The sequence below is a fragment of the Hyphomicrobium sp. genome, assembly GCF_020852195.1.
In the GTDB taxonomy this organism is placed as follows: Bacteria; Pseudomonadota; Alphaproteobacteria; order Rhizobiales; family Hyphomicrobiaceae; genus Hyphomicrobium_C.
Genome location: NZ_JADZBI010000123.1, coordinates 1 through 19,855, shown reverse-complemented (window position 1 = coordinate 19,855; position 19,855 = coordinate 1). Strand labels below are relative to the sequence as shown.

General features: G+C 61.6%; 17 protein-coding genes. 13 read left to right on the top strand and 4 right to left on the bottom strand.

Going from position 1 to position 19,855, the window contains the following annotated elements:
- Positions 1 to 373: 373 nt before the first annotated feature.
- Entirely contained in the window at positions 374 to 1,456 is a 1,083-nt protein-coding gene (locus tag IT540_RS09760) for a 3-keto-5-aminohexanoate cleavage protein (protein WP_291176484.1), read from the top strand.
- Positions 1,457 to 1,534: 78 nt separating this feature from the next.
- A complete protein-coding gene (locus tag IT540_RS09755) occupies positions 1,535 to 1,882 on the top strand; it encodes a helix-turn-helix transcriptional regulator (protein ID WP_291176480.1) in 348 nt (115 codons plus the stop codon).
- Positions 1,883 to 2,374: 492 nt separating this feature from the next.
- Here IT540_RS09755 and IT540_RS09750 read toward each other — a convergent pair whose 3' ends face one another.
- Positions 2,375 to 3,598 (bottom strand): MFS transporter, encoded by a 1,224-nt coding sequence (locus tag IT540_RS09750; protein WP_291176477.1) that lies wholly within the window; start codon positions 3,596 to 3,598, stop codon positions 2,375 to 2,377.
- Between the two features lie 494 nt (positions 3,599 to 4,092).
- Here IT540_RS09750 and IT540_RS09745 point away from each other — a divergent pair, with 494 nt between their 5' ends.
- The 6 genes from IT540_RS09745 (at position 4,093) to IT540_RS09720 (ending at position 14,009) form a co-directional block, all read left to right on the top strand.
- A complete protein-coding gene (locus IT540_RS09745; RefSeq protein WP_291176474.1) occupies positions 4,093 to 6,348 on the top strand; it encodes a PQQ-dependent dehydrogenase, methanol/ethanol family in 2,256 nt (751 codons plus the stop codon).
- 164 nt (positions 6,349 to 6,512) lie between these two features.
- Positions 6,513 to 8,492: an acetoacetate--CoA ligase gene (locus tag IT540_RS09740; protein WP_291176471.1), complete on the top strand. Its 1,980-nt coding sequence runs from the start codon at positions 6,513 to 6,515 to the stop codon at positions 8,490 to 8,492.
- 333 nt (positions 8,493 to 8,825) lie between these two features.
- The gene (locus IT540_RS09735) at positions 8,826 to 9,806 is read left to right on the top strand and encodes a helix-turn-helix domain-containing protein (protein WP_291176468.1); all 981 of its coding nucleotides are present in this window, start codon (positions 8,826 to 8,828) and stop codon (positions 9,804 to 9,806) included.
- A gap of 506 nt (positions 9,807 to 10,312) precedes the next feature.
- Complete coding sequence (locus tag IT540_RS09730) at positions 10,313 to 12,442, top strand: PQQ-dependent dehydrogenase, methanol/ethanol family (RefSeq protein WP_291176465.1); 2,130 nt, start codon at positions 10,313 to 10,315, stop codon at positions 12,440 to 12,442.
- Between the two features lie 177 nt (positions 12,443 to 12,619).
- A complete protein-coding gene (locus tag IT540_RS09725; protein ID WP_291176462.1) occupies positions 12,620 to 13,312 on the top strand; it encodes a histidine kinase in 693 nt (230 codons plus the stop codon).
- Between the two features lie 10 nt (positions 13,313 to 13,322).
- Positions 13,323 to 14,009 carry a response regulator transcription factor gene (locus IT540_RS09720; RefSeq protein ID WP_291176459.1) on the top strand — a complete coding sequence of 229 codons (687 nt, stop codon included), beginning with the start codon at positions 13,323 to 13,325 and terminating at the stop codon, positions 14,007 to 14,009.
- A 17-nt stretch (positions 14,010 to 14,026) separates the two neighbouring features.
- Here IT540_RS09720 and IT540_RS09715 read toward each other — a convergent pair whose 3' ends face one another.
- Positions 14,027 to 14,551 (bottom strand): hypothetical protein, encoded by a 525-nt coding sequence (locus IT540_RS09715; protein ID WP_291176456.1) that lies wholly within the window; start codon positions 14,549 to 14,551, stop codon positions 14,027 to 14,029.
- A 285-nt stretch (positions 14,552 to 14,836) separates the two neighbouring features.
- The gene (locus IT540_RS09710) at positions 14,837 to 15,034 is read right to left on the bottom strand and encodes a hypothetical protein (RefSeq protein ID WP_291176452.1); all 198 of its coding nucleotides are present in this window, start codon (positions 15,032 to 15,034) and stop codon (positions 14,837 to 14,839) included.
- 237 nt (positions 15,035 to 15,271) lie between these two features.
- Between IT540_RS09710 and IT540_RS09705 the strand changes: the two genes are divergently transcribed.
- The 3 genes from IT540_RS09705 to IT540_RS09695 are packed head-to-tail and all read left to right on the top strand — an operon-like array spanning position 15,272 to position 17,848.
- The gene (locus tag IT540_RS09705) at positions 15,272 to 15,634 is read left to right on the top strand and encodes a hypothetical protein (protein ID WP_291176449.1); all 363 of its coding nucleotides are present in this window, start codon (positions 15,272 to 15,274) and stop codon (positions 15,632 to 15,634) included.
- Complete coding sequence (locus IT540_RS09700; RefSeq protein ID WP_291176446.1) at positions 15,627 to 17,330, top strand: OmpA family protein; 1,704 nt, start codon at positions 15,627 to 15,629, stop codon at positions 17,328 to 17,330. The genes IT540_RS09705 and IT540_RS09700 overlap by 8 nt, the downstream gene beginning before the upstream one ends.
- A complete protein-coding gene (locus tag IT540_RS09695; protein ID WP_291176443.1) occupies positions 17,327 to 17,848 on the top strand; it encodes a EutP/PduV family microcompartment system protein in 522 nt (173 codons plus the stop codon). The genes IT540_RS09700 and IT540_RS09695 overlap by 4 nt, the downstream gene beginning before the upstream one ends.
- Positions 17,849 to 17,923: 75 nt before the next feature.
- Here the strand turns inward: IT540_RS09695 and IT540_RS09690 are convergent, their stop codons facing one another.
- Entirely contained in the window at positions 17,924 to 18,346 is a 423-nt protein-coding gene (locus IT540_RS09690; RefSeq protein WP_291176440.1) for a MarR family transcriptional regulator, read from the bottom strand.
- Between the two features lie 87 nt (positions 18,347 to 18,433).
- Here IT540_RS09690 and metB point away from each other — a divergent pair, with 87 nt between their 5' ends.
- Positions 18,434 to 19,621 (top strand): cystathionine gamma-synthase, encoded by a 1,188-nt coding sequence (metB, locus tag IT540_RS09685; RefSeq protein WP_291176437.1) that lies wholly within the window; start codon positions 18,434 to 18,436, stop codon positions 19,619 to 19,621.
- Positions 19,622 to 19,634: 13 nt separating this feature from the next.
- On the top strand, positions 19,635 to 19,855 hold a 221-nt coding region (locus IT540_RS09680), incomplete at its 3' end, for a hypothetical protein (protein ID WP_291176434.1).

Sequence of the window (19,855 nt, the reverse complement as noted above, 5' to 3'; positions counted from 1 at the left end):
CTGAGCGGCGCTCTGCTCGCCAGCAATAGCGCGAGCAATCGTTTGTCTTACAGCACGATAGCTGACGTGCTGGATCTTCGCGTCGTCTCTGGCTTCCAAGGGATGAATAGTTCTACCCGCGTGTAGGCCGCATCCGACATCGCTCGGTATCGACGCGCCGCGCCTCATCACCAGGTGAGGCTCATCACCTTCACGATGCGCTCACGAGCGAACAAAATCATAGCTGACAATGCAACATCCGCCGCTGTACGCGCTGGCACAACGAATGGTGCGCAGTCAGACAACGGCGGTCGCATCTGCTTTGTTAAACTCACCCCAGGGGATCGCCCCGCACGAATGGCTTGCGAAATAACAAAGCCCTGGAGGACTCGCTATGCAGGAACGGATAAAGAAGGACAACGTCAACTGGGAATACGTCGAGGCGTGGAAGAAGGATCCGAACCCACTTGGCCTGAAGCAGGACTTCCAGTGCGTCTGGATACCTTACGGCCTTCCGGAGATCATCGACCCAGTCCATACCGCTTACGGAACGGGCTTCGAGGTGCAACCCAAGTGGAAAATTCCCGACAAGGTGCTGATCACGCAGACGATCACGGGCGCGTTCTACAGCAAGCGCGGCAATCCGAACCATCCGACCAGCCCCGACGAGATCCGCGATCAGGCGCTGGCGTGCGCGGAGGCTGGCGCGCCTAACATCCACGTTCATGTCCGCGGCGAAGACGGCCACAACGTGCTCGATCCGAAGCTGTTCCACTACGTGGTCGATCCGATCCGCAAAGCCTACCCGGACCGGCTTGTCTGCGGATGCATGGTTCCGTTCCAGACCGGCGAGTGGGCCAAGATGATCGAATGCATGCAGGACGGATTATTCGATCAGACGCCAATCAACACAGTCGCGGCGTTCTGCGGAGATACGCTGTTTGCGAAACCCCCGCACGTCATGATCGAGAAGGCGCGCATCTGCCAGGAGCTGAACGTCAAGCCTCAGATCGCGGTCTATAGCGACGGCGACATCGACAATGCCGATCGCTATCTGATCAAGACAGGCGCGATCGAGCCGCCGTACTACTGGATCATTTTGCCCACGCTGCCTGGCGGATCGCCCATGCAGAACCCGAAGGCGATGGTCGAAGTGCTCATGCACTACACGAACCGCATCAAGGAGATCGACGAAAACTCCGAGATCGTAGTTTGCGCATCGGGAAGGGCTTCGAGCTACCTCGCGACGCTGGCCCTGCTTCTCGGCCTCAACATCCGCATCGGCATGGAGGACACCGTCTGGAGGTATCCGCATAAGGACGAGAAGGTCGCCAAGAACATCGACACTTGGTACCAGTTCAGCCAGATCTCGCGGCTGCTCGGACGGGACATTATTTCCCCGGACGAGTTCCGCAAGAAGATGGGAATGAAAAAGCCTGGCGGAGTGTTGAGGGACAGAGTGGTGGCCGGCCGCTGATCTCGCGCAAGAACCCGCGGGCGTGCTGCCCGCGGGTCCTTTTCCGACGTCTCCTGCATAGCTGGACTCAAGCGGTAAATGATGAACAGCCAATTGCTCGAACGTGTCAGATCGTTGGGCGATCAAGAAAGGCGGATTCTGTCGCTTCTGACTTTCGGCTATCCCAACAAGCAGATTGCGGGAGTGCTTGGCCTGGCCGAGACCACGGTCAAGAGTCACATCACTTCGATTCTTGTCGCTCTCGAGTGCAGCAATCGGACCCAGGCCGCACTGGTCGGCCACTGTCTCTGCCACAGGCTGAGCGTCGAAGGGATCGTGGGCCGTCGCCGGGCCTATGGCGCGATCCATCGCTTCATGGACCGGTTCGAGGATGTCTACAACGGTGATCAGGTGCGTCACCGCATGGACGAAGCGTCAGCGCCCTGATGCCAGAGTCACATACTGGAACAAGGACGCGAACGGGAGGTTCACAATGTGGTCCCCTTCAATCCTGCTCGCTCTGATCGGCGGTGCGGTCGCCCTTTGCGTTTGGGCTTTCATCACGCAGCGGCGCGGACCGCGTGTCTCGGGTGTAAACGAGATCGCTCCTCCGGAGGTCGGGACTGCGCCGGAAGCACCGCTGGCTCAGAAGCTGCCTCGGGCGACAGGCATTCCGCCTCAACAGGCGCGCCCGTTGTCGTCGCCGTCAATCGTGGCGCCGCAAGCAGCCGTCATTCCGCAAGCATCCACCAGTTTTCCACCACGCGCGGCCGGTCCGACAGCTAGAGCTGACTCCGAGCGCGAATCCAACGTCAAATTGGACGTGGCCAGGAAGCCGCCGGTCCCTTGTGCGCTTGCCGTCGCGGCAACTCTGGCGGCTGTGGAGGCAAAAAGAGCTCCCGCGAGCAAGAATGATCGTCAGCCGCGCTAGCACGGTCGTTACGTGCCGTCATCTCGTGACGTTCGCGATGTTTCGGAGGACAAGAGGTAGAGCGCGCCGGAGGCCAGCAGTACCAGCCCGAATGTGACATGCAGCGACGCGTAGGCCGTCTCCGCGTCGGTGGCAGCTTTCAGAGCGTCAACGCGCGCGCCGGAGAATGCCTGGATCGCTCCGGCGCCTGCCATGCAGAGGAAGTTGGCGAGCGTGATTCCCCGTCCAAGCAGGTGCTCGGGAAAGAAGGATCGGGCATGGGCCATGAGCACGCCCCAGGTGAGGCCGATCAGCCCGATCAACGTGAGTAGGACGATCGTTGTCGCCAGCGTCCTCGCCGGCCAGTGCCAGAGCGCCAGGAAGCAAGCGGCCGTCATGAATGTTCCCGCAACAACGATCGGCTTGCGTGCGCCGAACCACTGATCGAGTGGACCGTACGCCATGGCGCCGACGCACATCGCCGCCCCCATGAGAAGTGCCGCATTCCCGCGCGCGATCTGATCGAGCCCGTAGACGTCTGCAAGGAACGGCCCCATCCAGACGCCTCGTTCTGCCGCCACGATCCCGTAGCTCACGATCAGCATGGGAACGAAGAACCAGAGATCCCGTAGCACGAGAAGCTCCTTGAGCTCGGCGAGCCACCCGGAAGCTTTGGATGGAGCGCCGGACGCGGGCGGCGGATCTGTGATGCACTTCGCCACGAGCGCGGCGACGAGGAGAGTTGCAAGCGCGAGCCCGAAAAACACCGACCGCCAGCCGAACGCCTGCGCCGCAAGCGCCAAGGGCGTCGCACCGAGAAGGTTTCCGGCGGATCCGATTCCGATCATCCAAGACGAAAGGAGGGCGAAGTGTTGTGGCGGATAGGCCCGGCCGAACATGAAAAGCGCCGCCACATAGATGGGAGCGCATCCGATCCCGATCAATGCCATGGCCAGGATGAGATCGCGTCCAGACTGGGCTAGGGCGAAAACGGCAGCACCCAAGGCGCCGACGAGCATGAGGACGGAGACGCACCGACGCGGCCCCAGTCGATCGAATGCCAGTCCGATCGGTAGCTGCATCACCGCGAAAGCGGTGAACCAGGCTGAAGACATGTTGCCGAGATCTGCGGACGACAACGCGAACTCATTTGCGAGTTCGGGTGCGAGCACGGCAAGGAACGATCGGTAAAACTGCGAAAGCGTATAGCCGCAAAGGAAGATCAGGAAGATCGCGAATGGGCTCGCTCCCACAGGAGGTTCCGCGCGTGTCGCTCTGAGGTTCTGCACGAGATGGACTGCCTTACGCCTGCGCCTTGCAACAAACAGCGAGGACCAGACTTGTGCAACTGCAGCCGCCTGTACAGCCTGTACATGAGTGCACTGAAGGCTATGCCCATTGGGCTGAAACAGCTCGGCAACAGTTTCGTGCACGCCTGGTATGGATGACTGCGCTCTGAGAATGTCGCTCTATGCAACAACAACGCTCATGGCCCGCAGGGCCTAGCGCGTCTGCCTCGTAGCCCAAGCACCCCGGATCACACCTCGGCGTCCAACTAGGACTCCCCTCGTTGTGCGCGGCACCGTGTTGGCGTTCGGATCTCGCTCCTTACCAGCTCTCTGTGGCTCGCTCCTGCTGCAGAACGTCTCGCTACTGCATTCCGCCAGCACCCCCCGCTCGATGCACTCGTGGACAACCGATGCGACGCGCACAGGCATGCGGCAAGACGCGAGGGTGCATAGGCTCAATGAAGGAGCTTGCCGCGCCGCATCGAGCTGATCTCGATCGAGGTGACAATTTGGCTGAGCACCTCACTCGCACAATCTGCGCAACGGAAACAACGAAAAAAGACCGGGTATTTGAGGAGACGACGAGGATGCCGATCAATCGATTGAAACATATTGCCAAAGCGGCAATGGCACTGGCTGTTGCCGGCGCTATTTCCGCATCCTTGAATGATGCTTCCGCAGAGACGATCGTCGATGACGCCGCGCTGGCGGATCCCAAGCAGGCAGACAACTGGCTGGGCTATGGACGCACCTTCAACCAACACAGGTTCAGTCCTCTGGACCAGATCAATGTCGACTCTGTCGGCAAGCTCGGGCTGGCGTGGTCCCTGCCCTTGCCTCGCGACCGCTCGCTGGTGGGTACGCCGTTGGTCGTCGATGGCATCCTGTATTTCACCGGAAGCTTCAGCAGGACACGAGCGGTGGAGGCAAAAACAGGCAAGCTGATCTGGGAATACGATCCCGAGGCGATGAAGCATGCCGGCCCCGACCGTGCCCGCACGATGTGGGACTCGAGTCGCGGCCTTGCCTACTACAAGGGCAAGGTGATCATCGCGACCGTTGACGGCCGTCTCATCGCGCTTGACGCGAAGACCGGTACGCCGATCTGGAGCACACAGACATTCGATCCGAAGCTGCCACTTCACATCACCGGCCATCCCACCGTGTTTCGTGATCTGGTCCTCGTCGGCAATGGCGGCTCCGAGCAGGGAGGTGGACGCGGCTTCGTGACCGCCTTTCACGTCGAGACAGGCGAGCAGGCATGGAGGTTCTATATCGTCCCCGGCAACCCCGCCGACGGCTTCGAGGACGAAGCTCAGGAGATGGCCGCGAAGACCTGGACAGGAGAGTGGTGGAAGATCGGCGGCGGCGGCCAAACTTGGAACGGCTTCACCTATGATCCCGAGTACGATCAGATTCTGATCGGCACCGGCAACGGATCTCCATGGAACCGGAAAGCCCGCAGCCCGGGAGGAGGCGACAACCTCTTCCTTTGCTCGATCGTCGCCCTTGATGCGACGACAGGAAAATACAAGTGGCACTATCAGACGGTTCCCGGGGAGACCTGGGACTATAACTCGACCATGGACATCGTCCTCGCGGACCTGGCGCTGAAGGAAGGCGAAGACAAAAGAAAGGTGCTCATGCACGCCCCGAAGAACGGCTTCTTCTATGTCATCGACCGCAAGGACGGAAAGCTTCTGTCGGCGGAGCCGATTGCGAAAATCACCTGGGCCACCGGGATCGACATGAAGACGGGCCGTCCCATCGAAGCCAAGGGGGCCCGCTACGAAACCGAGCCATTCCTTATTTACCCGAGCGCCTTCGGTGCCCATTCCTGGCACGCGATGTCCTACAATCCGAACACGGGGCTCGCGTACATTCCGAAAATAGAGCTTCCGAGCAACTGGGATGATACAGCGGTCAACCTCAAGGATTGGAAGAAGCCCTATTACGATCTGGACGTTGCTGCTGATATTGGTCTCGGGGGCGACATCCCGAAGGATGCGGGAACGAGCTCGCTGCTCGCTTGGGACCCCGTAAATCAGAAGAAGGCGTGGGAAGTACAGCAACCGAACTTCTGGCATGCAGGCACGCTGACGACGGCCGGCAACCTCGTGTTCCAGGGCATGGTGGATGGAACGTTCGCGGCCTACGACGCGCGCGACGGGAACAAACTCTGGTCGATCAACGTCGGGCACGGCATCAGTGCCCCTCCAATTACCTACTCCGTCGATGGTACGCAGTACGTCTCGCTCCTCGTAGGAGCCGGCGGCGTGGGGTACTCGATAGGCGGTGGCAGCGTCATGGCCCAGTATGGTTGGGCATATGGGGCTCAAGTTCGCCAGCTCCTGACCTTCGCGCTGGATGAGAGCAAACCCATGCCGGACGTCGGCAAGCCCGCGTTCGTGGAGGCATTGACGCCCGCCGGGTTCACGCCGGACGAGAAGCTCGCCGACCGCGGACAGCATGTCTACAAAGCGTCTTGTGTCTGGTGCCACAGCGCCGGCGCTGTCTCGGGAGGCTATGCGCCGGACCTTCGCGCCTCCGAAACGTTCCTCGATATGGAGCAACTCAAAAAGGTCGTCCATGATGGCACTCTCGCCGGAAACGGAATGCCGAGGTTCGAGAACCTCTCCGACGAGGACTTGAATGCGCTACAGCACTATGTGCGTAAGCAGGCGCTGGACACGAAACAGCCTCCGAGTAACTAATCTCGAACGGTCGCTCATCGCATCGGAAAAGAGGTGGTTGCTGCCTCGGATCATCTCGTTGATGCGGTGAGCGCCGAACGCGAAGGTTTGCGCTGACGGGCAGACTGTGCGCATGCCCTTTGGCGCACCATGTTTCATGTCGACTCCTCAGAGTTCAGAACAGTATGACAAATGCCCTGTGGCGCCCGGATCCGGACCGGGCCAATGCATTGGCTCTAAGCTCTTTCATCGGCTTCGTAAGGCAGAGGCATGGCAAGCCTCCCACCTTCAGCTACGATGATCTTTTTCGACATTCCGTCGCCGCGCCGCAGACGTTCTGGTCCGATCTCTGGGACTTTGCGGGGGTAATCGGAGACAAAGGTCAGCCTCCTTATCTCGTCGACGCGGATCGGATGCCGGGCGCCCGGTACTTTCCGGAAGCCCGCCTCAACTATGCGGAAAACATCCTGGCGCCTGAACCCTCCGGGGACGCACTCGTGTTCTGGAGTGAGGGTGGCGTCAAATCGCGCCAAAGCTGGGCGGACCTGCGCCGCGAGGTTGCGGGATTTCAGGGATGGCTGAAAGCTGCAGGCGTTGGCGTGGCGGACCGAGTCGTCGGTCTGCTGCCAAACCACCCCGCCGCCGTCGCCGCGATGCTCGCCGCGTCATCGATCGGGGCCGTGTGGTCCTCCTGCTCTCCCGACTTCGGCATCGATGGCGTGGTTGACCGCTTTTCTCAGATCGAGCCTCGTGTCCTCGTCGCATGCGACGGATACCGCTATGGCGGGAAGATCATAGACATCCGAGGCAAGCTGACCCGCATCCTTGAGCGGCTGCCCACCGTCACGCACGTCGTCATCGTGCCGATCGTTCTTGTCGACAATTCGCCGTCGGTTGAGATGCCGACCGACAGGAGCGCCACGACGGTCACGAGCTGGACGGAGCTGCAAGCGGCCAACACCCGGGACAGGCCGACGTTCGAACGGTTTCCCTTCCCGCACCCGCTCTATGTGCTCTTTTCGTCAGGAACGACCGGGACTCCCAAATGCATCGTACATTCCGCCGGCGGCGTTCTATTGAAGCACATCTCCGAGCAGCGCCTGCATCTCGATATCAAGCCCGGCGATCGCGTGTTCTATTTCACGACGCTCGGCTGGATGATGTGGAACTGGTTGCTGTCCTGTCTCGGTGCCGGCGCCTCCCTGCTGCTCTATGACGGGTCACCGCTGTTCCCCGATGAAACGGTGCTTTGGGACTATGCGGCAGAGGAGGCGTGCACGCATTTCGGAACCTCGGCGAAATACATCGATACGCTGAGAAAGAATGAGATCGATCTCAAGCGCTCCCACGAGCTTTCCGCGCTCCGGGCGATCCTGTCCACGGGCTCTCCGCTCTCGCCCGAATGCTTTGAGTATGTCTATTCCATGGTCAAGCCGGACGTGCACCTGGCGTCCATCTCCGGCGGCACAGACCTCTGCGGCTGCTTCGTCATCGGCAACCCTCTGAAGCCGGTCTGGAGCGGCGAGATCCAAGGGGCGGCCCTCGGCATGGACATCGATGTCGTCGACACAGAGGGCCAGCCACTGCCCCGCGGGAAGGGGGAGCTCGTCTGCCGCTTGCCGTTTCCGTCGATGCCGACGGGATTCTGGAACGATGTCACGGGAAGCAAGTATCACAGCGCATACTTTGCGCGCTATCCCGGTATCTGGCACCATGGCGACTTCGCGGAATGGACGGAGCATGGCGGCATCATCATTCATGGCCGCTCGGATGCGACCCTCAACCCGGGTGGCGTACGCATTGGCACCGCGGAAATCTATCGGCAGGTTGAGCAGATCGATGGAGTGCAGGAGAGTGTCGTCGTCGGCCAGGACTGGGCAGGCGACGTCCGCGTCGTGCTATTTGTCATGTTGAAGCCAGGCGTTGCGCTGGATAACGCGCTCGAACGCGACATCAAGCTCAGGATCCGCACGGGGTGCTCGCCTCGGCATGTCCCGGCCAAGATCATCGCCGTTCCGGACATCCCGCGCACCCGCTCGGGCAAGCTGGCGGAGCTCGCCGTTCGCAATATCATCACGGGCCGCGCGGTGGAGAACAAGGAAGCGCTCGCGAACCCAGAGTCGCTGCAGTTCTATGCCGATTTGAGCGAGCTGAGCCGACCGTAATCGCCGCGACGCGATTGGGCAGAACAAGACAAATGCACACCCCTCGTGCGTGGAGAATCCTCTCCATCGCCGGCAACTTCGCAAAAGGATAACGCCGTCGAATATTATAGTGGCGAGCCACGATGGCGTGCGAAATTGTATCGCCAAAAGTGCAGAATGAGCAGGCTCTCCGCGCACTCGAGGAAAGAAGGTGCAGCGTGCAGAAATTGCCACTTTGAGCTTTGCTCAATCGCCTCACATTGGTCGGACGGTCGGTGTCTCACGCTTGTGCCGGCTTGCGCGTGCATGATACCATTATTGCAAGAAAACATAATACTTGCGGGAGTGGTGGAAATGCCTGGGAGCACTATCGCCGCCAACTGGTGGTCAACGGATACCGTTCCCCATAACAAGTCGCAAGCTTGGGAACGCGCGCTGTGCAGTTGCTATCTGAGCTGGGAGCTGACCAAGCCGGTTGATAGCAACTTCAGGGCAAAGATTCGCCAGCGAATGTTTGGCGATATTAAGCTCATTGAATGTGAATGTGGTCCCTGTTCGGGTCGCCGGAGCTTGCGCCATATCGGCAAGGACGGGGACGTTTATGTGGGCATACAAATTGTCATAAGCGGACGCGAAAGGTTCAAGATCGGGCAAAAAATAACAGAAGTCGGGCCGGGCTCGCTCATATTCTGGAACAGCTTTGAATCGACAGAGTTTGAAGTTCATCAATCGGGCCTTTCGAAGGTTACGCTTCTGCTTCCCCAATCCTTGCTCGAATCCCGAATGCAGATGGGATTGCTAATCAGAGGCGGTGTGCTCGATGCTTCGTCCGGCATCGGCGCCATCCTTTTCCATCATCTCAAGGCGATCTCGAACGAATTTGACAAGGTTTCCGATGAGGACACGTTCGGGGTGAAGTGGTCGAGCGTCGAGCTGGGCGCCGCCGCGGCGACCCGGCTGCAGCAGCCCGCGCTGCGTGCGTCCAAGAGCCACCTCCGGCATGTGCAACGCTACATCCTCGAGAATCTCCAGGATCCCGAGCTCAGCGTGAAGAAGATTGCCGAATGCAACGGCATTTCCGTGCGCTACGTCCATACGCTCTTTTCCGCGCTGGGCTGCAGCGTGTCACGATGGATTATGGACCGGCGCCTCGAGCGCTGCCGCGATGCTCTTGCCACGCGAAGCGATGCCCGCTGCATCGTGAAAGATGTCGCGTTCCAATGGGGCTTCAGCGACACGGCCCATTTCAGCAGGGTGTTCAAGAAGAAGTTCGGGTACACCCCGATGGGTCTGTGGCAGTACACGCACGACGCCAGAACGAAGGAAGCGAGCTAGCTTACACCACCAAATGATCGTTGCGGCCGGCTAAGTCCCGACAGTCGCCGATCGGGCATGTGTTGCCGATGAAAAGCTCTCTCTCCCAACGGCTTGATCTGCCGGAAAGGCCGCCGCCCGTCACTCTGTGCTGACGCTTGCGGCTTGCCTCCGCGTTCCTCCGGGGCTTCCGGGAGTAGCAGGCACTCATGATCTTGCCCACGTCGCTACGAAAGCCACGCGGCTGAGTCCGTCAATCAATCACTGCCGAGCAAGTGTCCTTGTCGCGGCCCTTTCGGGTCGCGGCGAGCAGGATTGCACCGCGACGGTTGGAAAGAGCCAGCCCATGCGCTCGTAGGCAAGTGAAGCAACACGCAAGGACATGCCGAGAGGTGGTTCGCCCTCTACTCTTGCCGATGAAAGCGTACGCAATTCGCGCAAATCGCTCTTGCAACAAGGAACGTCTCTTCCAGCGACGGAAGCGCGAATAAGCGGCAATCGGAAGTCGTTATGAGGAGGCGACAAGGATGAACGTGAACAACCTGGGGCGCATCGCGCGCGCAGCGGCAATTTTCGTTCTAGCGGCTGGTATCTGCAGGCCGTCGCACGATGCCATCGCCGAGACGATCGTCGATGATGCCGTGCTCGCGGATCCCGATCAGAAAGAGAATTGGCTCGCTTATGGAAAGGACTTCAGCGAGCAGAGGTTCAGTCCGCTGGATCAAATCAATGCCGACAGCATCTCGAAGTTGGGATTGGCGTGGTCGTTGGCGTTGCCGGGAGACAAGTCGCTGCTGAGCACGCCGCTGGTCGTCGATGGCACGATGTACTTCACGGGCAGCTACAGCAAGGCGCGCGCGGTGGATGTGAAGACCGGCAAGCTGGTCTGGGAGTACGATCCGGAGACCTTGAAGCACGCCGGTGCGGATCGCGCGCGAAACATGTGGGATTCCAGCCGCGGTCTGGCCTTCTACAAGGGCAAGGTTATCATCGGGACCGCCGACGGTCGCCTCATCGCGCTGGATGCGAAATCCGGTTCGCCGATCTGGAGCACCCAGACAACCGATCCAAAGCTGCCGCAATATATCTCCGGTGCTCCCAAGGCCTTTCGCGATCTGGTCGTTATCGGTAACGGCGGATCTGAAAATGGAGCGGGGCGCGGTTATGTCACTGCCTATCACGTCGAGACCGGCAAGCAGGCGTGGCGGTTCTATGTCGTGCCCGGGAATCCTGCCGACGGCTTCGAGGACGAAACGCAGGAGATGGCAGCCAAGACGTGGACCGGAGATTGGTGGAAGCACGGGGGCGGCGGCCAAACATGGAATGGGGTGACCTATGACCCCGACTACGATCAGATCCTGATCGGAACCGGCAACGGCGCTCCATGGAACCAGAAAGTCCGCAGCCCGGGAGGTGGCGACAATCTCTTCCTGTGCTCGATCGTGGCCCTGGATGCGACGACCGGCAAGTACAGATGGCACTATCAAACCGTTCCGGGCGAAACCTGGGACTACAACTCGAACATGGATATCGTTCTTGCCGATCTTGCACTGGAGGAGGGCGAGGGCAAAAGGAAGGTGTTGCTGCACGCTCCGAAGAACGGCTTCTTCTACGTTATCGACCGTAAGGACGGGAAGCTCATCTCCGCCGAGGCGTTCGCCAAGAAGATAACCTGGGCGACCGGGATCGACATGAAGACCGGGCGGCCCATCGAAGCTGAAGGGGCACGCTACGAGACGAAGCCCTTCCTGATATACCCCAGTGCGTTCGGCGCGCACTCGTGGCACGCCATGTCCTACAATCCGGAGACCGGCTTGGTCTACATTCCCACGATCGAGCTGCCGAGCGGCTGGGACGACACGAAGGTCAACCTGAAGGACTGGACGAAGCCGTCTTGGGATATGGACGTTGCCGCGGATATCGGATTGGGCGGAGATATCCCGAAAGGCGTCGGGACGAGCTCTTTGCTGGCCTGGGATCCAGTGAAACAACGGAAGGTATGGGAGGTCCCCCAACGGGACTACTGGCATGCCGGAACCTTGACGACGGCAGGCAATCTTGTGTTCCAGGGCCGCATCGACGGGCATTTCCTGGCTTACGACGCCCGTGACGGCAAGGAGCTTTGGTCCGTCAACGTCGGTCTCGGCATCAGCGCGCCTCCCGTCACCTACTCCGTTGACGGCATCCAGTACGTCTCCCTGCTGGTGGGGCCGGGTGGTGTCGGTGTCAACATTGGTGGCGGCAGCATCATGGCTCAGTATGGTTGGGCATATGGAGCTCAAGTGCGCCAACTCCTGACCTTTGCGCTGGATGGCAACAAACCCATGCCGGATGTCGGTCCACCCTCGTTCGTGACGGCGCTCACGCCCGCAGGCTTCACACCGGACGACCAACTCGCTGACCACGGAGAGACTGTTTACAAGCGGTCGTGCGCCTTCTGCCATAGCGCGGGCGCGGTCTCGGGAGGCTACGCTCCGGACCTGCGAGCTTCAGAGGTTTTCCTGGATGTGGAGCAGCTCAAGAAGGTCGTTCAAGAAGGCGCCCTTGCACTCAATGGAATGCCGAGGTTCAGGCATCTCGCCGACGATGCTTTGAAAGCGTTGCAGCACTATGTGCGCAAACAGGCTTTGAAGACCAAGGAACCGCCGAGCAACTAGTCGCCCTCTCCCTGGGTCAACTGGCATCCCGCGCAAGCCCGTGACAGCTTGCGTGGGCTTTTTTGGGTGTCATCGGCGCACCGCGTGACCAAATGCTATCAGAGCAATGACGGCAGATTCGGGAAGAACAGGGCCCATTCCGGATACCGCATGAAATCATCTTTCTCGAACGATATAATGACGCTAATCCTGGATACCGAGTTCGATGGCTTCGGAGGTGAGCTCTTTGTGGTAGAGGAAAATCAACACGCCGCGGTGTTGAGGGAGCGTCTGCAGATCGCACGGGATCTGCACGACACGCTGGCCCATTCCATGGCAGCTACGCTGGCCCAGATTCGGCTTGTTAGAAAGCTCGCAATGGTCGCGCCGGAGCGTCTGGCGGAGGAGCTCGAGCGCGCCGAGGAGGTGGCGCTCGGGGGATTGCGCGAGGCGCGCGCCGCGGTCACGCGTATGCGCTACCAGGCCGTGAGGGATGACGGGCTGGGCGCCGCATTGGGACGGCTGACCAAGCGGATGCGATTGCGCAAGGGCATGAACATCGAGTTGAACGTGGATGCTGGGGCGTTCGTGCTCGCCGACGAGCGCGCCGAGACCGTGTTCCGGGTCGTCGAGGAGGCCGTGCATAATATCGAGCGGCACGCGGGAGTGGACCGCGGCCTCATCATTGCGAAGGTCAAGCCCGACACGGCGAACGGCTACCTCGAGGTTATCGTCCGCGACGAAGGCAAGGGGTTCGACCCAAATGTCGGCGTGATCGGCCACTATGGCATTCCGGGCATGCGCGAGCAGGTCGAGATGATCGGCGGCTCCCTGCTGATCGAGAGTGCGCCGGAACGCGGAACGCAACTCACCATCAAAGTGCGCCTCTGATAAAGATGCCATGCCGTCTCAGGAAACCAGTGCCCCCGATCCGATCCGTGTCGTCATCGCCGAGGACCATCAGGTCATTCGACGCGCGTTTGCTGCGACGTTGTCGCTGGAGCCAGACATTACCGTCGTCGGCGAGGCGGCGGATGGCGTCGAGGCGATCGAGATGGTCCGTGCCTGGCGGCCTGATATCGTGCTGATGGACCTGCAAATGCCGCGCGGCGGCGGGATCGCTGCCATAAGGCGCATTGTCGTGGAGCGTCCCGATACGCAGGTCATCGTGCTCACGACCTTCGATACGGACGACCTGGTCCTCGAGGCGGTCGCAGCCGGCGCTCAAGCCTACCTCCTCAAGGATGCCAGCGAGCAGGAGATCCTTGCGACCATCCGTGCCGTGAAACGCGGCGAGTCAGGTCTTTCGCCGAGGGTCGCCCGTACTGTGCTGGAGGGGTTGCGTAACCTCCAGCCGGCGTCCGGGAAGCCCGGCGATGACCCACCAACCGAGCCGTTGACCGCACGTGAGGAGAGAATTCTCGCGCTCGTGGCTGAAGGACTGAGCAACAGGAACATTGCGGAGACCGTTTTCCTGGCCGAGGGGACGGTCAAGAACTACGTGAGCCGCATCATGGAGAAGCTCAACGTGCAATCCAGGACGGAACTCGCCGTGAAGGCCACACGCCGTCGGCCGCGCTCACGATAGGGCGTGCATCGGCTGAGCTACTCCTTCCCTCGTCCTGTCGTCGCCGGAGCATGCCCGTCCGGACCTTGCTGCAGGTCCGCAGGCATGTCCGCCCGTAGAAAGACATCGTCGCAAGTCTCGGCAAGCTGCGCCACCTGCCGGCAGTGGTCCGCCAACTGACGCCGTTCCCGGGCCGGCAGCCGCTCTATGTCTTCCCGCGAAAGGCAGGCAAGCAGGGTCGTGACGCGATCGGCGAGGGCGATTGGCATAAGATCCGCCTGAAGCATGTCGTCTTTGCCGGATAGGGCCTGCGGGGGGACATTCTGCGCGCCCGACGGCTCGCCGGGCGATGGAGACGGCCTGCCCGACCCCGCCGAACTGTCCGACAGCTCCCGCTCCAGATCGCGCAGACGCCGCCTGCACTCCGGGCCGGGCTTGTTCTCGCTGCGTTCCCAGCGTGAGACGGTTCGCTGCGACACGCCGAATATGATGCCGACACGCTCCTGCGTCAGCCCGTACACGATCCTCAAGCGCCTGACGACAAGCCCCCAGTTCTCCACCATGTGCACTACGCGGTCATCGGCCGGATAGCTGGCAGGGAAGGGGCGTGCCGGTGGTGGAGGGCTTGGTTGAGCAATTGATGCGCCTTGTGTGTGGGCCATCTCGGGCATCTTGGACAAGAAGGCGAATAGGGACTAGCGGGCAACGGGGGGGCCGGGGGGAGGCATTGGTCGCGGCGCTAGCTCCCTATTCGCTGTTGGCTTCCTCAAACCCGCCCCGAGATGAAGCCGTACGGGGCCGGTTATAGATGGATACGCAATCTGACCTCGGTCTTGAGGTGGCTTTCGTCACAATCTGCAGTGACGATAGTCATGAGGTTGGGCCAGCGGGCTCGAGGTGTCCGTCGCCTTGCTGCGGCTGCAACCTGAAGTCGGTATCCGCGCAACGTCGTCGATATCCAGCGCCACCACGGCAATAGCGTCGGCTCGGGCGGCTTGATGATGGCCATAGACCGCGTTGATCGGCGACGAGAGCCGCTGGAGCATTAACTATATCGGAATGTCCGTGGCCCACAGAAGCCGCCCTGCTGGCAGACAGGCATCAGCCGCAAGCCCTACGGGGGCTACGCAGCGGCGTGTGGGCGAGCACCCCGCTATTTTGGCCAAGTGCCGCAGTCGCTTGCGGGCCTTGACCAAGCAATGTCGCTCAAGGCTTACTGTCCCGACGGGGGCGGTATATTTTGTTCGCGCGATTGCGCTTGCCCCAAGCCAAAAGGAAACGGCATGACCGAAACAGTCCGGTTCGCGCCGCAAGAGCAGGACGCTGAGAACAGGCGCTTGGCGCGAGAGGTGGCGGCCGACGCACCGGCGAACACGATAGAGCAGGTTCGCGATCTCCTGTTTGGGGAGGCCAAGCGCGAGCACGACAGCCGTATTGCCGAGCTCGACCTCTCGATCAAACGCATGCAAGGCCGCATCGCCGAGCAATTGAGTGCGATGGAGACGAGGATGGAGGCCATGTCGCAAACGCTGTCCTCCAGGCATGAGGAGAGCCTGCGCCAGATCGGTGAAGCCATCGTGTCACTGGGCCACCAGATCTCAGCCCTGGGACGCTCGGATGGACGTGATCGCAATGGTAATGCCTGATCGTCAGGCCGAGCTGGAAAAACTAAAGCGCATCCTGCTTGCCGAAGAGCGGACCACGATCGAGACGTTGCGTCGTGCACTGGCTGCGCTCGACGAGCGCGTCGGCGACGATGACCGTTTCCGGGACTCCATGACGAGGGAGCTCGTCGCCGCATTCCGGGCGGCCGAGGCGCACCAGCATCGCGATCTGGCGGAGGCGCTGTCCCCGCTTGTGCTCGCCGGGATAAGGCGGGAGATCGTCCAGTCGCGAGACTTGATGGTGGAGGCGCTCTATCCGATCACGGGCAGGCTTGTCTCGACGGCGGTGGCTCGCGCCTTCCAACGCCTCGTTGCCGACATCAATGCAAAACTGGAAGCGGCCGTCAGCCCGCTCAACTGGCGGCGGCGGCTAAAATCGCTCGTGACCGGGCGCCCGCTCGCGGAGATTATTCTGTCCGAGGCCATCGGGTTTCAGCTCGAGCGCCTTCTCCTGATAGATCGCACGACGGGAGCCCTGCTGGCGACTTGGCCTGCGCGTAAGGGTGAGGAGCGGCAGGATGGCCAGACGGCGCTGATGGGCGGTCTGCTTTCGGCGATCGTGAGCTTCTCCCGGGATGCCTTCGAAGGGGAGGGTCACGACCTGCGGGCGCTCGATCTCGGCGACCGTGTCGTGATGTTGCGGTCGTCTGCTCGCCGCATTGTCGCAGCCGTCGGGCGTGGCGCCGTCGACGAGCAGGTGGAGGCGCGCGCCGACAGTGCCTTCCTAAGCATGCTCGAGCAAAGTGCCACGGCGGACGATGAGGTCGATTCGCACGCGCTTCTTGGGTCACTTGCGTCGGCGCTCGCGGCTCAAGCCGTTCCCGCGCGTCAGGGCGGAGCCCCCGTTCCTCTGCTGATCGTTGTAACGCTGCTGCTTGCCGGCCTAGGCTACTGGGGTGTGCGTGCCCTTGAGGCGCGGCGCGCGGAGCAGCGGCTCGACGCTTCGGTCGCTGCTCTCGGCGAAAGGGTTGCGGCTGGCGGAGGGGCGCTGACGATCGTCAGGGACGCGCGGACGCACACCGTCAAGGCCGTTGGCCTTTTGCCGAGCGAAGCGGCGCGTCATGACCTGGAGGCTGAGATTGCCCGCGAGCTTCCGGGATACCGGCTGGAGGCCCAGGTTGTCACCGTGACGGGTGGGCCGGCCTCACTTGAGGCGGCCATAGGCTTCGACGCTCATTCCAAGCGCCTGGAGAGCGCCGTCGCGAGCCTGGGTCAGGATACCGAAAAACGCTTCAAATCAGCCGAAGCGTCGGTGGCCTCGGAAGCCGAGCGCCTGCGTGCAAGCATTGACGAAGCGACCCGCGTTCTCCGCGAAGGGCGAACAACTCTGTCTCTGTCCCTGCCCAACTACGCGATGTTCTTCCAAGAGGGGACATCGTATCGCTCCCCGGCCGAAGCGGAGCGCGACCTCGACGCCATCGCCGCCCTGTTGAAAAGCAATCCGGGGCCTAAGATACGCCTTATCGGCCATGGCGATAACATCGGCACGCGCGAGACAAACCTCAAGATCGCACTGACTCGCGCTCAGAAGGTTGCCGCCGATCTTATCGCGCGTGGAGTAGACGAGACCCGACTTGTCCTGGCAGCGCGCGACGGCTCGCAGGAGATTACGCAAGGGGAGGGGCCTGGTAGCTCCAACCGGCGCGTGACATTCGAGATGGGCTACATCAACGAGTGAGCCGCGACGAGATGGTGGACAAGAAAGTCATGATCTTGGGCGCCGTAGGCGTCGGCAAGACCTCGCTGTCGCGCCGCCTGGCGTTTGACAGGTTCGACGGGAATTACAAGGCGACGATCGGAGTCGACGTCTATCGCACGATGGTGGAGATCGAAGGCGACGCAACCGGTGCGACCATGCCGTTCATCTTGTGGGACACCGATGGCGATTTCGGCACGAGCATCTTCGCGAGCACTTATCTGCGCGGCGCTTCCGCCGCCGTCATCGTCGCCGATGCGACACGGCCACAAACGATCCCCTATCTCGAGAAGCTCGTGCTTGGCTTCAAGGACGAGTTGCCAGGCCGGCCCTGCGCGGCAATCCTCAACAAGGTCGATCTGCTGGAAGCTCCGCCATCGATATCGCTTGACGATTTTGGCTCGCCCGACTTTGCGGAATCGACGAGTGCGCTGACCGGTGAGGGTGTCCGGCCGACGTTCGCAAAGCTTGCCGCAACGATTCTCCGCCGCGGATTGTAGGTGGCTCGTCTAGCCCTGCTGTGTGCGCCGAGTGCCCCATCGGCATGAACGGTCCCGGCCGCCGGCCGCGACAGTTCAGTCGAACTGAGCCAGCAGCTCCTCGAGCACGGGGCGGATGCCCTTTAGCTCGCGGAGATGCGCGGCAGCGAGGCCGTCCATCACCCGTTCGGCCTTTGCGGTCAGGCGCACCTGCACACGCCGCGCGTCTCCCTTGTCCTTGACGCGCGCCACAAAGCCGTTGTTGGTCAACCGATCGACCAGCTCCACGGCCGTGTGGTGGCGGATCATCAGGCGGTCCGCAATCTCGCGAATGCTGAGCTCGGACCTCTCACGCGCGCCCTTGATCGCGAGCAGGGCCTGATACTGCTGGGGACTGAGGCCGGCACCGTCCGCGGCCTGTTCGCTGAACGCAAAGAATGCCCTGAGGGCATACCTGAAATCCGCAAGCGCCTCATAGCTTTGCTTGGGAAACTTCCGGTGCGGTGCAGCCTTCGGCATGGATCGGCCTCTTGCAAATATCGCAATACGATATAATGTCGATGGGATCGACCTTGCGATCTGTGGCGGCTCTTGCGGAGCTTTTCAATGTCAAAGTCCAGGGATCCAAGAACAGTTGCGGCGGCCAACGGGGTGGCCATAGACACCGCGTTCGGAGCCGTCACGCCCCCGCTCCATCTCTCGACGACGTTCGCGTTCGAGGGCTTCGAGCGCAGCCGAACGCATGACTATTCCCGAACCTCCAACCCGACGCGAAGCCTTCTCGCGGAGACCTTGGCTGAGCTCGAAGGTGGCGCAGGTGCGGTCGTCGTGGCCTCCGGTATGGCGGCGATCGATCTCGTGTTCAGTCAACTGGGGCCTGATGATCTCGCCGTGGCACCTCACGACTGCTACGGGGGCACGCACCGGCTCCTGTCGGCGCGCCGGGATAGGGGGCACTTCGATGTTGTCTTCGTCGATCAGAACGACGAGCAGGCGCTGGCTAGAGCATTCGAGAAATTTCCCTCGATGGTGCTCGTCGAGACACCGAGCAACCCCCTGATGCGCGTGGTGGATATTAGGTCGATGGCGGATCGTGCCGGGAAGAGCGGCGCGAAGCTCGTGGTGGACAATACCTTCCTGTCCCCCGCGCTGCAGCGGCCGCTTCTTCTCGGCGCGGACTACGTCGTGCACTCGACGACAAAATACCTCAACGGCCATTCGGACGTCGTGGGGGGAGCGGTCGTTGCGGCCGCCAGATCGGATGCCGAAACGCTGGCGGCCTGGGCCAATGTCGTCGGCACCACCGGCTCGCCGTTCGACTCATATCTGACCCTCCGGGGTCTCAGGACCCTGTTTCCTCGCGTAGCCCAGCAGCAGGAGACGGCTCACGCCGTCGCGAGGTATCTCGCCGGGCACCCGCTGGTAAGTGCCGTCTACTATCCCGGCCTGTCCTCGCATCCGGGGCACGAAATTGCCAGACGGCAGCAGTCCGGCTTCGGCGCCATGCTGGGCTTCGAGCTTAAGGGTGGTTGCGGCGCTGTTCACCGGTTCGTGGAGGCCGTTCGGATCTTCACCTTGGCCGAGTCGCTCGGCGGCGTGGAGAGCCTGGTTGCCCACCCCGCGACAATGACCCATGCGGGGATGGATCCCGAAGCGCGGCGTACAGCCGGCATCACCGACGGTCTGCTGCGCCTTTCGATCGGCCTCGAAGCCGAAGCGGACTTGATCTCGGATCTGGATCTGGCGTTGGCCTCGGTGGAAGAGACGCAGGTGCTTGCGCAGTCGGCATTGTGAATGGGAGGAGGCCATGATCGTCCTGACGGCGTCTCTGCTCTTCGCGGCCTTGTTGTTCTGGTTCGGACTGAACAGATCCCATTGGATCGCCCCCGCCGCCCTCTTTACGGCAAGCGGGCCCGCGATTGCTGCATTGTCCTGGAGCTATGACGCCATGCAGATCACGGCGCACCTGCTCGCGAACCTGTCGCTCTTCTACGGGGCGTTTGCGTGCGGACGTTGGGCGGCCGATCG

Excerpts from the sequence above, each read along its gene's own strand:
- IT540_RS09760 (WP_291176484.1), top strand. The coding sequence starts at position 374 with ATGCAGGAACGGATAAAGAAGGACAACGTCAACTGGGAATACGTCGAG.
- IT540_RS09755 (WP_291176480.1), top strand. The coding sequence starts at position 1,535 with ATGATGAACAGCCAATTGCTCGAACGTGTCAGATCGTTGGGCGATCAA.
- IT540_RS09745 (WP_291176474.1), top strand. The coding sequence starts at position 4,093 with ATGAAGGAGCTTGCCGCGCCGCATCGAGCTGATCTCGATCGAGGTGAC.
- IT540_RS09740 (WP_291176471.1), top strand. The coding sequence starts at position 6,513 with ATGACAAATGCCCTGTGGCGCCCGGATCCGGACCGGGCCAATGCATTG.
- IT540_RS09735 (WP_291176468.1), top strand. The coding sequence starts at position 8,826 with ATGCCTGGGAGCACTATCGCCGCCAACTGGTGGTCAACGGATACCGTT.
- IT540_RS09730 (WP_291176465.1), top strand. The coding sequence starts at position 10,313 with ATGAACGTGAACAACCTGGGGCGCATCGCGCGCGCAGCGGCAATTTTC.
- IT540_RS09725 (WP_291176462.1), top strand. The coding sequence starts at position 12,620 with ATGACGCTAATCCTGGATACCGAGTTCGATGGCTTCGGAGGTGAGCTC.
- IT540_RS09720 (WP_291176459.1), top strand. The coding sequence starts at position 13,323 with ATGCCGTCTCAGGAAACCAGTGCCCCCGATCCGATCCGTGTCGTCATC.
- IT540_RS09715 (WP_291176456.1), bottom strand. The coding sequence starts at position 14,551 with ATGGTGGAGAACTGGGGGCTTGTCGTCAGGCGCTTGAGGATCGTGTAC.
- IT540_RS09710 (WP_291176452.1), bottom strand. The coding sequence starts at position 15,034 with ATGCTCCAGCGGCTCTCGTCGCCGATCAACGCGGTCTATGGCCATCAT.
- IT540_RS09705 (WP_291176449.1), top strand. The coding sequence starts at position 15,272 with ATGACCGAAACAGTCCGGTTCGCGCCGCAAGAGCAGGACGCTGAGAAC.
- IT540_RS09700 (WP_291176446.1), top strand. The coding sequence starts at position 15,627 with ATGCCTGATCGTCAGGCCGAGCTGGAAAAACTAAAGCGCATCCTGCTT.
- IT540_RS09690 (WP_291176440.1), bottom strand. The coding sequence starts at position 18,346 with ATGCCGAAGGCTGCACCGCACCGGAAGTTTCCCAAGCAAAGCTATGAG.
- metB (WP_291176437.1), top strand. The coding sequence starts at position 18,434 with ATGTCAAAGTCCAGGGATCCAAGAACAGTTGCGGCGGCCAACGGGGTG.